This window comes from Flammeovirga pacifica, from assembly GCF_000807855.2.
In the GTDB taxonomy this organism is placed as follows: Bacteria; Bacteroidota; Bacteroidia; order Cytophagales; family Flammeovirgaceae; genus Flammeovirga; species Flammeovirga pacifica.
In genome coordinates this window covers 1,573,853-1,586,758 of the sequence record NZ_JRYR02000002.1, presented here as the reverse complement: position 1 = coordinate 1,586,758, position 12,906 = coordinate 1,573,853, and the positions used below count along the sequence as shown (strand labels likewise).

Genomic DNA, 12,906 nt, shown 5'->3' with positions numbered 1-12,906 from the left:
TAACTTAGGTAATGAAAATAACTTCTTATAACTATGAAATACATCATTACCTTAATTTTCACGACTTTCTCTTTCAGTCTATTTGCTCAAATTGGTCCATTTAACCACGAACAAAAGGCTATTCCTAAAAAATATCTATCACAAAAAAAATTATACTCTCTAGAACAAAAGGTATACGACCACGATCAGGCTATAAAAGTATTAGAAATGTATTTGGGGTATAATAAAGAAGGAAAAACAGAATACCTTTATAATTACCAAAGTGGTGAGATTGAATTATATATAAATAATCAAATTACCAAAATGGAAGTGGTAGATTATGAAATTACCCGAGAATTAACCAATGTGTATTTCATCCTGAATGATGAGATTAAGTTACATGCAACTTATTACAATAGTAATGGAGAAACAGTTGACATTAGGTCTTATCAAAAAGATGATGAAACAGGAGAATGGAATAGGGTAATTACGGATGAAGAAACAAAAAGATTATAATCTAAAAAGGTTGTCTCATGATATAATGAGACAACCTTTTTGTTTATGGATATTTATAAAATAAGCCACTTATACCAATCTTCTTTCTTACTTTAACTCGATCTCCTCAGTAACAGGAAGCACAGCGCCAAGTGCTAAACTTCGTGCAGAAGGTAAGGCATTAGCTACAATAATTTTATACTTTCCTTTAGACCATATTTTTTTCCCTTCTTTATCAAAAAGTTTTAAATCATCAGAAGTTAATTTAAAAGATAATGAAGTTGTCTCATCGGGTGACAATGAAAATCTCTTGAACCTTTTTAATAGGTATTTAGGTACTTCTTCTAAAGATACATCTACTGGTACTAAATACAGTTGTGCGACATCATCCGAAAGTTGATCTCCTGTATTTTTAACCTTAACGGTAATCTCTAATTCTTCTTTTTGTTTCATCTTAGATTTAGAGAGCGTCAAATCCTCGTAAGTAAACTGACTATAAGATAAACCAAACCCAAAAGGGTATTGTGGCTCTTCCTCCATATATTTATAAGTACGACCTTTCATCGAATAATCTTCGAATGCAGGTAATTGGTCTACATTTTTAGGGAAAGTGATGGGTAATTTACCTGAAGGTGATACTTTACCAAATAATACATCCGCCACTGCGTTTCCGCCTTGTTCACCTGGATACCAAATATGTAAAATAGCATCGCAATGTTCTTCTATTTCTTCTAAAGTAACAGGGCTTCCTGAAGCTACTACTAACACTAAAGGCCCTTTTTTATGTTTCGCCAATTCTTTCACGTAGTGAATCTGATTTTTAGGAAGAGATAATTCGACCCTATCCCCTGTATCTTGGGAAGCAATGGCATCGACTTCCTCCCCTTCCATATCAGCAGTAATACCAACAACACAAATAGTAACATCTGATTCTCCAGAGACAAATGGTGCCCAGTTTTTAGAATTAATATTATCATGAAATGGTAACGCTCCACTTCTATAGTTTAAAGATGTACCCAAAGGAACGGCATCTGCTATTCCTTCAAGAATAGTGACCATATTTGGGCTGATACCATAGTAACTCCCCATCAGCATATCTACAGAATTGGCAAATGGTCCTGTAACATACGGTACTTTAATATCTTTTGATAAAGGAAGAATGTTGTTCTCATTTTTTAGTAACACAATAGACTTTTGAGCTACCTCTCTTGCTAAAGCAATGTGATCATCGCAATGAATTTTTTCAGGAGACATAGAAGAATAAACATGAGGTTTATCGCCATCAAACATCCCTAATCGAAAACGAGTTTTAAATAACTGAACAGTATGTTGATGAATCACTTCTTCTGTGACTAAATTTTGCGCTAAAGCAGCACTTAACTGTAAATACGTTTTTCCGCAATTTAAATCCGTTCCTGCCTTTAATGCTGCAGCAGCTCCTTCAGCTGGAGAGTCTGCATAATGAAACTTCTCTGAGATACTATAAATAGCGCCACAGTCTGAGGTAACGTAACCATCAAACCCCCATTCTTCTTTTAAAATGGTCTGAAGTAAAAAAGAACTTGCCGTAGAGGGTTTTCCATAAACCGCATTGTAAGCTCCCATAACACCTTCTACTTTAGCTTCTCTAACTAATGCTTCGAATGCAGGTAGATAGGTTTCGTATAAATCTTTTTGGGAAGGAGTAGCATCAAACTCATGACGCAATGATTCAGGCCCTGAATGTACCGCAAAATGCTTTGCACATGCCGCTGTTTTTAAATAATTGGGATCATCACCTTGTAATCCTTTGACAAAAGCTACACCCATTCTAGAAGTTAAATAGGGATCTTCTCCGTAAGTCTCTTGCCCTCGTCCCCATCTAGGGTCTCTAAAGATATTAACATTAGGTGTCCAGAAAGTTAGACCTGCATATTTTGAGGTATTACCAACAGACTGCGAAATATGATATTTAGCTAAAGCTTCAGTAGATATAGCATCCGCAACACGTTGTGCTAAATCATCATCAAAAGTAGCCGCCAAGGCAATACTCTGAGGAAAAATAGTAGCTTTCCCATTTCTTGCAACTCCATGTAATGCTTCGTTCCACCAATCGTAAGCAGGAACGCCTAACCTAGGAATAGCCGGAGCAGCATTTACTAATTGTTTAATTTTTTCATCGGTTGTCATCTGACTCACCAATAGTTCTGCTCTTTCATCAATGGATAAAGAGGTATTGTAAAAAGAAAAATCTACATCTTGACCGAGGGTGATTAGTGGAAGAAATAAAAATAAGGATAGAATAGAAAGTCCTTTTAATTTAGATCTAAGAGAACTTTTAACCGATAAATAGTTATTAAAAAATTTCATGATTCATACTTTACTCTAGAGAAGTTCAAAATCAAATATAAATAGACTCTACTTCCTAAATAGGGGAGTAATCATTCATTTTGAGGGATGTCAAGTTTAAATCTAGCCTATTTACCCTATTAAGGACGTATTTGAAAAGTATAAACACAAAAAAGGGAACAAAATGTTCCCTTCTTTTCTATCATATCTTTACTACCTAATCAATTTGCAATCTCAATCTATACACTACGTTATATCGGTGCTTAAAAAATGTCACCATGATTTATAAAAAAACCTCAAAAATTTTGAGGTCTTTAAGTTTCACAAATAATTTTAATTAATTAAGTACGGTATTTTGATGGTTTCTTATTGAAAATTAGAATGATTTTTCAATAAGGAAGTTTCCAATGAATTACAGATTGATAGCAAACTTCTGGTTCGGTTTTAATATCTCTCCTTCATACTTTATTTGATGACTTTCCTGTACACGATCTACCAAATCCCAAGACCAATCTATTCCAGATACTTTCGATAACTTTTTAGAAATACCAAAATAGGTAGCTCCTCTGCCCACATTTACCATATAACTATTTACAGCTACATTATGAGAATTATTAAAATGATGTTGTTGTTCTGATGTATCTAATGACGCCTCTTTTTCAGTAGGTTGTTTTTTGTCTGTAATGGCTAAACCTGCTGATGTTGTAAAGCATGTTAGCGTAAGTAAAAGGAGTGAAAGAATTAAATTTTTCATAGTATAAATTTCTTATGATCAAACAATCATTGATCTATATATCCTCGATCAACTTGATGACTCAAATTTATACATTGTTTATTATTTAAACAAATAAAATGGTAAAATATTTATCATTTTATCTACATTAAATCACTTATATTCAATGATAATACTACAAATAGAATGTATAATGTTTATTTAATGATCAATTCATAAACAAAAAAGACATGTTTAAAACTCACTTTTTAAAACTACGGGTAATGTACCACTAGGCTTAAGGTCTGCATTCAATATTTTTATTACAGATTGCTTCAATTCTTTTAAATCTTGATAAGTCAAAAGTACTTCATCAGATTTTTGCCAAAACTGTAATTCATCTAAAGCAAACGCATTTCCTAGGTGTAAGTAGGTTAACTTTTTTGCTTCAATATTTTTAAATAAAGAATGACGAATCACTTCAGGTAAATCAAAATGATTGAGTGGCTTTTTATTGATACCAAAAACTCCTAAGAAAACTCTATCATAGTTAGAAAGAGAATTCAATAAAGTAATAAGTTCTTCTTCTGTATCACTATCCTTCCAATGAAAAAAGGTACAATCGTTTTCTACAAAATAGGAAGTCAGTACATCGTCGTTATTTTTACTTACATCTTTTAAATGATGTGCAACTTCATCTCGAATACTTACAGTCTCATTTTGTATATCAATTTTTAGAAAAGCATTTTTTTGCTGAGCATCTAAAGGAGCAATTTCATTCCCTAATAATGAAGTGACAGAGTGATCACATAATTCCTGTAATAACTCAAGGCCTTCTGTATCTTGATGATGTTCTTGGGCAGAATAACTGATAGTAGTTTCGGTGTCAAGACCGACCCACTTTTTCATTGATAAAATTTTAAGGACAGCTTCATCCACTACCTTTTGATCTAACCTTCCTGAACTCAAATAACTTTTGATTGTCTCAATACCCTTCCTCACATCTTTACTATTTGTAATGATATGATTACCACCACAAATAGCTAAGGCATCCGCTTCTCCATTTTCATAATGATTTGTAATTCCTTTCATGTCCATAGCGTCAGTAATTATCAAACCCTCAAATCCTAATTCATCTTTTAAAAGACCGTTTAAAATTTTTGATGATAAAGTAGACGGTTGATTCTTCTGATTATCCCAAACTGGAATTTGAAGATGGGCAGACATAATACTACTTGCACCTGCATTAATTAATTGTTGAAATGGATACAATTCAATCTCTCTAAGTCTTTGATCAGAATGATGTAAAACGGGTAATTCTAAATGAGAATCGGAAGAGGTATCACCATGACCAGGAAAATGCTTGGCGTTATCCAATACTTTTTGAGATTGAAGACCTTGCATTAGTGCCACTCCCTTTTCTGCTACATTGTATTTATCCGCTCCAAAAGAGCGATAATTAATCACAGGGTTTTGAGCATTATTATTGACATCTACCACTGGAGCCAATGGAGAGGAAACTCCCATAGCTTTACAGACGCTACCTAAATATTTTCCATATTTATAAATAAGCGCATTGTTCTGTATAGCACCCAAAGTCATTTGATAAGGAAACGAAATGCCATCTTCCAAACGCATACCTATCCCCCACTCTGCATCCATATTAATAAATAATGGAATTTTACTTTCTTTTTGATAAAGGTTGGTGAGAGAGATTTGTGCATCAATAGTACCCTGAAAAAAAGTGATACCTCCTAAATGACATTCTTTTATTAAAGACAATATCTCGTTGGTATGTTCTTTTGATTTATTAGAAAAGGCGGCGACTTGAAAAAGCTGTCCTATTTTCTCGTCCAAAGACATTGCATTGAATGTCTGTTTCACCCATTCTGAGGATGCTTCTTTTAGAAATTGGGGAGTTGTTTTATTCATGATGATTAAAAGTGTGGCAGGTTAAAAAGTAAATTGATAATGTGCTATTCGACTATTCCTTTCACTAACTTTTCTTTGATAGTGTACATATAGTTTTTCAACATTTTCTCGTCAACTCCAAAACCATTCTTTCTCTTTTTATCCATGTAGTTTCTAACTCCATCAATAAATTGTTTTTCCAATTGAAGTTCTGGTTTAGTTTTCTTCAAACGTTCAAACTTTTGTTCTACTAATTTTCTTTGCTTTGCAGCAATACTGAATCTGTTTTTTATCCCTAATTTATTTAAAGCACTCTCATCAATTTTCTTTCTCTTCAACATATTTCTACTCACATTAGTAATCAATCTCTGTAATAGGTATACATCTTAATTAAGTGTTTTGATTATTGAACTAATTAAAACATGCTACTTTTAACAACTCTCATAAAGTTACTCTATTCCATAATAAATCAGAAAGTTGTTTTGAAATATTTCAAAGTCGGTTTTGGCAAATTTGCCAAAACCGACTTTTTAAATAAATCAATCAAAAAGCAAATCTCATAACATTGTTCACTACATAAATTGTAATATTTAAATTTAATTATAGCAACTATTTAACAACTTGAACTTTAGACTGAAATAAAGTTGTGTTCCCTAAAAAGAAATGGTTACTTAGAATCATCAACAAAGACAAAACAATCACAAAGGTGATTTAAAGATAAATTAGTTGGAAGTTTGTTTGTTAGTTTAGTTTATTAAGAGGAAAACCACGCACTTTTTAAGTGCGTGGTTTTTTGTTTTACATTGAAAGTTAAGTAAAAAAGTGTGCATCGCTTGGATGTAATATCCCCACCCCCACTCTAACAATAAATAGATACGTGTTTGGTATTGGCTTTTCAAATAAGCACATGAAATAGTGTACATGTTGAGATAAGAAATCAATTTTGGATTACCCACAACTTGTAACGATAACCAATAAAAAAAGGTAAGCAGCTCCAAAAGCTACTTACCTTTTCCATTTTGGCAAGTTTGCCAAAACCGATGATATACTAAAGTTGAGTGGTACTATGTAATAGTCCTTCTCTAAACATATGGTATTCGTTTTCAAGAGCTAGTTCAACATAATGACTTTCATGAACTACTTTTACCTCTTGTGTTTCTGAAACAGAAACAACACCCATTTTCAATTGGTCCTTTTCTACTTTTTGTATTGCCTCGTCGACTAATTTGTCTTTGACAATAATGTAGAATTTATGACAGAATGATGTATAGGTTTCTAAGGTATCTGCGTAAGCCAAATCATCGATAGTAGAGACAATTTGATAGCCAACAATTAAAGGAAAAATATCTTCTTTTGCAGACTTAATAAATTGAACTACATCAATATTTTTTGCTTGTTTTACTTCAGATTTATCTTCGATAAAACGTATCGCAAAATCATTGATATGATTAGCTTCTACCTGATTTAATTCAATTGAATTGAACTCTAAATTGGGATTCCTAAAGGCAAATCCTACTCTTGCAATACCATCAATCAGTTCTTTATTATGCACTAAAGATTGAATGATTTTTGGGGTCAAATTAACCTTCTTAGGTTTGCTTTTACCTTTAGATTTATCTTTTTCAGTCTTTTCTAAAGTACGAATATCAGACCATGCTTTATGGATAGATGTATCTCCGCTAATGACCGATTTCACAATTTCCTCTCCACCCTTTTCGATGATTTTCTTCATCTTAGTGACATTCTTAGTCGACACACCAGCAATCTTAGCCGCTTCTTCAGCTCTATTGATTCTACCGTTAGTGTCTAGTTGAAGAGTTTGTTTAAATTCTTCAAGTTCTAATTCATCCTCACTTTTAGGTTCTTGGAGTACTTCATTTTGTACTTTTTCTGCCTGAGTATTCGTTTTATTATTAAACGATTCTACTTGTTTTTTCTTTCTTTCCTTAGCTTCAACGCCTAAAAATTCAGTCAACTGAAGAGCAATGGTAATCTTTTCAGCATCACCAATATTTCTTCTACCTAACTGATTTTTCAACATCCAAATTCTCACATCGTTATGAGAATTGAATTTTAGTTCTTTACATGGAATGTATTGTAAACCTAATTTGATAGCAGCCTCACATCTATGATGACCGTCTACTACCGTATGAACCAATCTAGCATTTCCTGTTTCATCTCTTAAGGTGTGTGTCCAATATAAAATAGGTTCACGTACCCCTTCTTCTATAATAGAAGCCTCAAAGTTTCTTGCTTCATCTTCAGTTTGCTTTCGTATTAGTTCCCTGTATTCTGGTTCTATATGAAAAGCGCCTGGAGATTTAAAATCAACTTGAGTTAGCTTCTCAGAAGACTCCTTTTCTCTTAGCGAAGTTTTTCCCTCTCTATGTTTTTCTTCTTCTTTTTTCTTAAACTTATCTAGATTCAGCATGGGTATTTAGGTTTAATCAATTACGGGTAAAAGTTCTTTCACCAAAGATTTAACTTCTCTAGTTGGGTTGACTACTTTAAAATTAGTGTCTCTTTGATATTGAATGGAGTCTGGAATAAAAGCATCTAAAAGATTTAGACCTAAATAACCATCTAATTCAAATGGCATTCTAGATTCTTTTACAGTTCTATTTACTCTATTTCTTACCCCGATTATTTTAGTTGGTAGATCCAAAGAATCTCTCACATCAGCAATATTACTGATACTCGAAATCGTTGGTCCTAAAGCAGTTTCATTTAAAGTGATGGGAACAATAACATCTGAATTGGCAATTATACTTGTCAATAAATCTGTTACAGCCACATAACCTGCAGTATCTACTAAAATATAATCGTATTCATAATTATGATCTTCAATTAGCTTACGATATTTCTCAGATACAGCAATAGAATTAGAATCAAAACCTATGACATTAATATTATCATGTGTTCCATTTTCTGCATACATCATTAAAGTTTGTTGTGGATCGGTATCCACACACAATACCTTACAATCAGGTTTATTATGTACAATACCAACTGCAATTTGTCTCAATAAAGACGACTTCGTATTTCCTCCTTTAGAGTTAATAAAAGACAGCACATGCGCTGGTTCTCCTTTAACAATATAATCTAAAGGCACTTTAAAGATATCTGCAATTTTGGATAATCCTGAATAAGGAATTTCAACTTTTCCCTTCTCCCATTTGATCAGACCTTGCACAGAAATTTCAATTAGTTGCGCTAATTCTTTCTGTTGCATATTGTTCTTTTTGCGAAGTTTTACGATGTTGTCTCCGATCATTATCCTTTTAGTTATATTATTGTATAGTTACAAAGCTATAAACTTTCCTTTTTATGGGCAAGTATTCTTAAACAATTATACTTTAAGATAATTAAAATTCCTTATTATGTATCATAATTCCTCTAAATGTACGGTACAACTATACATGATTATTCTTTAGAATACATACCTGATATGTAAAATGTATATCACGTCTATATAAATGTATAGATATACCATAAAAAACTGTATTAAATAACTTATTTATGTATAGATATACCGTAAGCGCAATAGAATATTATGAATAAAGTGTATAGGTTTACCATATATTTCTTTATATGATCTATATTTGAGAGAAAAAGAATAAAAATAGAAAAGAAAAAATTATTAGAGGTATTATTTAATATTGTATTTAATTGTTTATTATAGCACTCCGTAACTAACTGATTACCAATTAATAAAACCCATTTTGTGTGATAGATGTACCGTATTACGATGTATAGGTATACCATATGTAGATGTATAGATCACCCGATAATACATGTATCAAAATTCCAACACAGTATAATTATTCCTGAAAATGTATTAGAATACTTTAATTATGTATAGGTATACCACACTAATATGTATAGATGTACCATATAAAAGGTATAAATATAGCTTTAATCGTGTATTTCTGTGTATCACCTGGCAACAGCTGAAACGAAATTATGTATTAAATAAGTAGAATATGTATAGTATTACCGTACTTTAATGTGTGAGTAAGTCATTTTATGTATAGATATACCGTATAATTTGAATATATGTACCCATTTTCTCTAACATTATTGGTAAAACATCTATTAGTACATTCATTTCATTATAAAAGATGCATTAAACGCTGGATATAATAGTATCAATATGTATAGATATACCATATAAGAAGTATCAATTTCTCTTTTTATGTATAGATATACCGTATATTTTTCTATTTATATATGATTTTACCCTTCTAAAATGTATGTTTTTACAATAATATGTATAGATGTACCGTAGAATATGGCTTCTAAAAGTAATAATTGGAAATACTGTACATAATTTGAATACCTTTTAAAGTATGATAGATCTTAAACTGTATTATATTCCCTTAAAATGTATAGTTATACCGTATATATATTGATAAATCAGTGAACATATAGAAATTTGATACATTTACTGCGGTAAACCTATACTTCTTTAGTTGAATAGGATGTATAAAGTAGTATTATTGATGTATTACAAAGATTTTAAATGTATAGATGTACCGTACATTTTGTTAAATATGTATGAATTACCCGTCAAATTATTTGCTTTTATGTATTGATATACCGAAGTTGTACTTTGTATTTACGGTAATGCTATACATAGTTACCTTTTTAGATGTATTTCTTTAAGAGACAATGGATATTTTAAATAAGATTCGTACCAGTAGTAATAAAGTAAAACGTCATAATCGTTTTATTAAGGCAAAACAGAAAAAACCTTTACCCTTAGTTTCACAGAAGCTATTGTTATTTGCGTTTACATTAAACGACCTTACAGCTGAAGATGAAATTGAATTTAAAGTATCTGAATTTTTAGGAAGACATCCAGGAGGTAAAGACTTAAAGCAACTTGACTTTGGTTGTGATGCATTAGCAAGTGCAAAAATCACTTTAGGCGAAGCAGACCATGATACAAGTAAATTTGAAAGAGAATACATTCCTTTGTTCTCTAAGATTAAATTAGATAAAACGTCTATTAAGTTCCAGTTTAATGGCAACTTCAAGAACCTTTTATCTCCTACTCAAAATTATACACAGTATCTGTATTCAAGTGTACGTCATATGCGTTCACCACATGCTGTTAGAATGTATGATTTACTATCTCAAGGAGTAGGTAAGTATAACTCAAGAAAGATTTCTGTAGAAGAATTGAAATCAATATTGGGTCTATCTGATTCTAAATCGTATAAAAACTTTGCAGCATTTAATCGGTCTATCTTACAAAAATGTATGAAAGACATCAATGAGAATACAGATTTAGCAGTTACTCTAGAACTTATTAAAACAGGTAGAAGATGTACACATTTAGAATTCTTTTTTAACAAGAAAGAATCTGAAAAGAAAACGATTGCTGCTCCTGTGCAGATGCAAAACAATCATACGACGACCAATCCTGAAGAAGATGTACCGCAAAATGCATTACAGAAGAAGATGAAAATGTTACAATCTTTAGGGTTCAGTAGAGAAGAAATATTAAGAGAATTATTAAAAACGGATGTCGTTAATGAAGTAGAAGAAACTATTGAGGTAACACCTGAAGTTGTCAATGATCCTCCTCCAGTTCAAGCATCTTTGGATTTTGAGTTCCAGAGTAAGCTAAATAAACTTCCCGTTCGATTGGCGGAGTTAGGACTACAACAAGACGTAATACAAGTAGCAGTAAGTAAATACCAGCAAAACCCTGCTTGGAAAATCTGGAAAGAAATAAATGATTTGAAAATGGCCATAAGGGATAAACAGAATTTCCCGAATGTACATACACTTAAGAAATGGATCTTATCATAAAATAAAAAAAGCTCGGCATATAATGCTGAGCTTTTTATTTAACTGATATTGATATTATCCTAAAAGTTATCTTTAATTATATTATCTAATGCTACTAACCTAACCACATGTATTTCAAAATGTTTTAAAAAACTTCATTTTTTTTTCATCAATTTTTTTATTCTTTAGAAACATTAATAGAATCTTAATTATTACCTTTTTGAAGGCGTATTAAACAATCCAAAATGTGTAAAAGAATTCTGCTGTTTTTTTACTAAAACCTATAAATGAGAGAGTTAACTCATAATAACCTTATTCAAGGTAAAATGAAGCTCAATTTTGATTCTCCAATATTTCTCTGCTGTCTAATCAAATAGTCTCTTTTTTTTTGATAAAAAACCTTAGTATTCTAATTATTATTGATTTTAAACTGTTTCGGTAATGATTTTTTGTTAAATTTGCGGGTTGATTATATTTAAAGATAGACAACGTTTTCATTTTAGAGTAGACTCTAATAGGGTAAAACGGTTTATTGATAAATAAGATCAGTTGAGTTCGAAAGAAAAATAATCATATAAGAATAAATATGTCAATATTATCATTCCAAAAGCCGGAGAGAGTAGTAATGGACAAGGCCGGTGATTACAAAGGTCTATTTGAGTTCAAACCTTTAGAAAGAGGTTACGGTGCTACTATTGGTAATGCCTTTAAAAGAACGTTATTATCTGCGCTAGAAGGATATGCTATTGTCGGTATTAAGTTTTTAAATACTGTTCAGGATTCTTCTAAAGTTGCAGGTATCACAGAAGAGTTACCTGAAGTGCTTTTGAATCTGAAGCAGGTACGTTTAAAGCCAATGATCGAAGAGCCAGTTGAAAAGATTGTTGTAGATTTGAACGGTAAAACTGAATTCAGAGCGGGTGATATTAAAGAATATTGCAGTCAGCAGTTTGAAGTAATGAATCCTGATTTAGTGATTTGTACTTTAGATGGTACTTCTATCCCTCAGTTTGAATTAACTATTAGCCTTGGTAGAGGTTATGTTCTTGCAGAACAACAAGCTATCAATGCAGAAGGGGATAACGGTTATATTTCTATGGATACTACATTTACACCAATTAAAAATGTAGATTATTCAGTAGAAAATACTCGTGTAGAGCAACGTACTGACTACGAAAAATTATTAATTGAGATCGAAACAGATGGAACTATCCTTCCTGAAGTAGCTTTACAAGGAGCTGCCAACATTTTGATCCAACACTTCGCTCAAATTACTGATAAGGAAATCACAATCGACATGACACCTCGTTCTGCTGAGCCTAAATGGACTCCAGAAGAAATTAAGAAGCGTGCTATGTTAGAAACACCTATCTCTGAATTAGAGCTATCTGTACGTGCTTATAACTCTTTAAAAGCAGGTGAGGTAAAAACACTTGGTGAGCTTGTTTCTCTTGAAGTTCGTGACTTAATGAAGTTCCGTAACTTTGGTAAGAAAACACTTACTGAATTAGAAGAGATGTTATCAGACCGCGATTTAACTTTCGGTATGGATGTATCAAAATACCGTTTAGGTGAAGATTAATCCTTTCTGAGAAAAGATATAAGAAACCGTAGTAGAAATACTACGGTTTTTTTTTATGAAAAAAAAATACCCTCCTGTTAATAACGGAAGGGTATCACAA

9 protein-coding genes are annotated in these 12,906 nt (G+C 31.9%); 3 read left to right on the top strand and 6 right to left on the bottom strand.

Features of this window, described 5'->3' with window-relative positions; translation table 11 throughout:
* The first annotated feature begins 33 nt into the window (after nucleotides 1–33).
* Nucleotides 34–495 (top strand): hypothetical protein, encoded by a 462-nt coding sequence (locus NH26_RS24550; protein ID WP_044217379.1) that lies wholly within the window; start codon nucleotides 34–36, stop codon nucleotides 493–495.
* 87 nt (nucleotides 496–582) lie between these two features.
* Here the strand turns inward: NH26_RS24550 and NH26_RS24545 are convergent, their stop codons facing one another.
* The 6 genes from NH26_RS24545 to NH26_RS24520 all read right to left on the bottom strand — a co-directional run bounded on the left by NH26_RS24545 (nucleotide 583) and on the right by NH26_RS24520 (nucleotide 8,699).
* Nucleotides 583–2,823, bottom strand: coding sequence for a glycoside hydrolase family 3 C-terminal domain-containing protein (locus NH26_RS24545; protein ID WP_084812378.1), 2,241 nt, complete (start codon nucleotides 2,821–2,823; stop codon nucleotides 583–585).
* Nucleotides 2,824–3,214: 391 nt separating this feature from the next.
* Nucleotides 3,215–3,556: a hypothetical protein gene (locus tag NH26_RS24540; protein ID WP_044217378.1), complete on the bottom strand. Its 342-nt coding sequence runs from the start codon at nucleotides 3,554–3,556 to the stop codon at nucleotides 3,215–3,217.
* A 213-nt stretch (nucleotides 3,557–3,769) separates the two neighbouring features.
* Nucleotides 3,770–5,446 carry a glycoside hydrolase family 3 protein gene (locus tag NH26_RS24535; protein WP_052431724.1) on the bottom strand — a complete coding sequence of 559 codons (1,677 nt, stop codon included), beginning with the start codon at nucleotides 5,444–5,446 and terminating at the stop codon, nucleotides 3,770–3,772.
* 44 nt (nucleotides 5,447–5,490) lie between these two features.
* Nucleotides 5,491–5,766, bottom strand: a complete 276-nt coding sequence (locus tag NH26_RS24530; RefSeq protein WP_044217377.1) for a hypothetical protein — start codon at nucleotides 5,764–5,766, stop codon at nucleotides 5,491–5,493.
* Between the two features lie 707 nt (nucleotides 5,767–6,473).
* Nucleotides 6,474–7,856 (bottom strand): ParB N-terminal domain-containing protein, encoded by a 1,383-nt coding sequence (locus NH26_RS24525; RefSeq protein WP_044217376.1) that lies wholly within the window; start codon nucleotides 7,854–7,856, stop codon nucleotides 6,474–6,476.
* 12 nt (nucleotides 7,857–7,868) lie between these two features.
* Nucleotides 7,869–8,699: a helix-turn-helix domain-containing protein gene (locus NH26_RS24520; protein ID WP_052431723.1), complete on the bottom strand. Its 831-nt coding sequence runs from the start codon at nucleotides 8,697–8,699 to the stop codon at nucleotides 7,869–7,871.
* Nucleotides 8,700–10,096: 1,397 nt separating this feature from the next.
* On the opposite strand from NH26_RS24520, the gene NH26_RS24515 reads away from it, so the two are divergent.
* Both NH26_RS24515 and NH26_RS24510 read left to right on the top strand, forming a co-directional pair.
* Nucleotides 10,097–11,245 (top strand): replication initiation protein, encoded by a 1,149-nt coding sequence (locus NH26_RS24515; protein WP_044217375.1) that lies wholly within the window; start codon nucleotides 10,097–10,099, stop codon nucleotides 11,243–11,245.
* A 565-nt stretch (nucleotides 11,246–11,810) separates the two neighbouring features.
* On the top strand, nucleotides 11,811–12,806 hold the full coding sequence (locus tag NH26_RS24510) for a DNA-directed RNA polymerase subunit alpha (protein WP_044217374.1): 996 nt from the start codon (nucleotides 11,811–11,813) through the stop codon (nucleotides 12,804–12,806).
* Nucleotides 12,807–12,906: the final 100 nt, after the last annotated feature.

Coding starts and splice junctions, on each gene's coding strand:
- NH26_RS24535 (WP_052431724.1), bottom strand. CDS start 5,446: ATGAATAAAACAACTCCCCAATTTCTAAAAGAAGCATCCTCAGAATGG.
- NH26_RS24510 (WP_044217374.1), top strand. CDS start 11,811: ATGTCAATATTATCATTCCAAAAGCCGGAGAGAGTAGTAATGGACAAG.
- NH26_RS24515 (WP_044217375.1), top strand. CDS start 10,097: ATGGATATTTTAAATAAGATTCGTACCAGTAGTAATAAAGTAAAACGT.
- NH26_RS24540 (WP_044217378.1), bottom strand. CDS start 3,556: ATGAAAAATTTAATTCTTTCACTCCTTTTACTTACGCTAACATGCTTT.
- NH26_RS24520 (WP_052431723.1), bottom strand. CDS start 8,699: ATGATCGGAGACAACATCGTAAAACTTCGCAAAAAGAACAATATGCAA.
- NH26_RS24545 (WP_084812378.1), bottom strand. CDS start 2,823: ATGAAATTTTTTAATAACTATTTATCGGTTAAAAGTTCTCTTAGATCT.
- NH26_RS24530 (WP_044217377.1), bottom strand. CDS start 5,766: ATGTTGAAGAGAAAGAAAATTGATGAGAGTGCTTTAAATAAATTAGGG.
- NH26_RS24525 (WP_044217376.1), bottom strand. CDS start 7,856: ATGCTGAATCTAGATAAGTTTAAGAAAAAAGAAGAAGAAAAACATAGA.
- NH26_RS24550 (WP_044217379.1), top strand. CDS start 34: ATGAAATACATCATTACCTTAATTTTCACGACTTTCTCTTTCAGTCTA.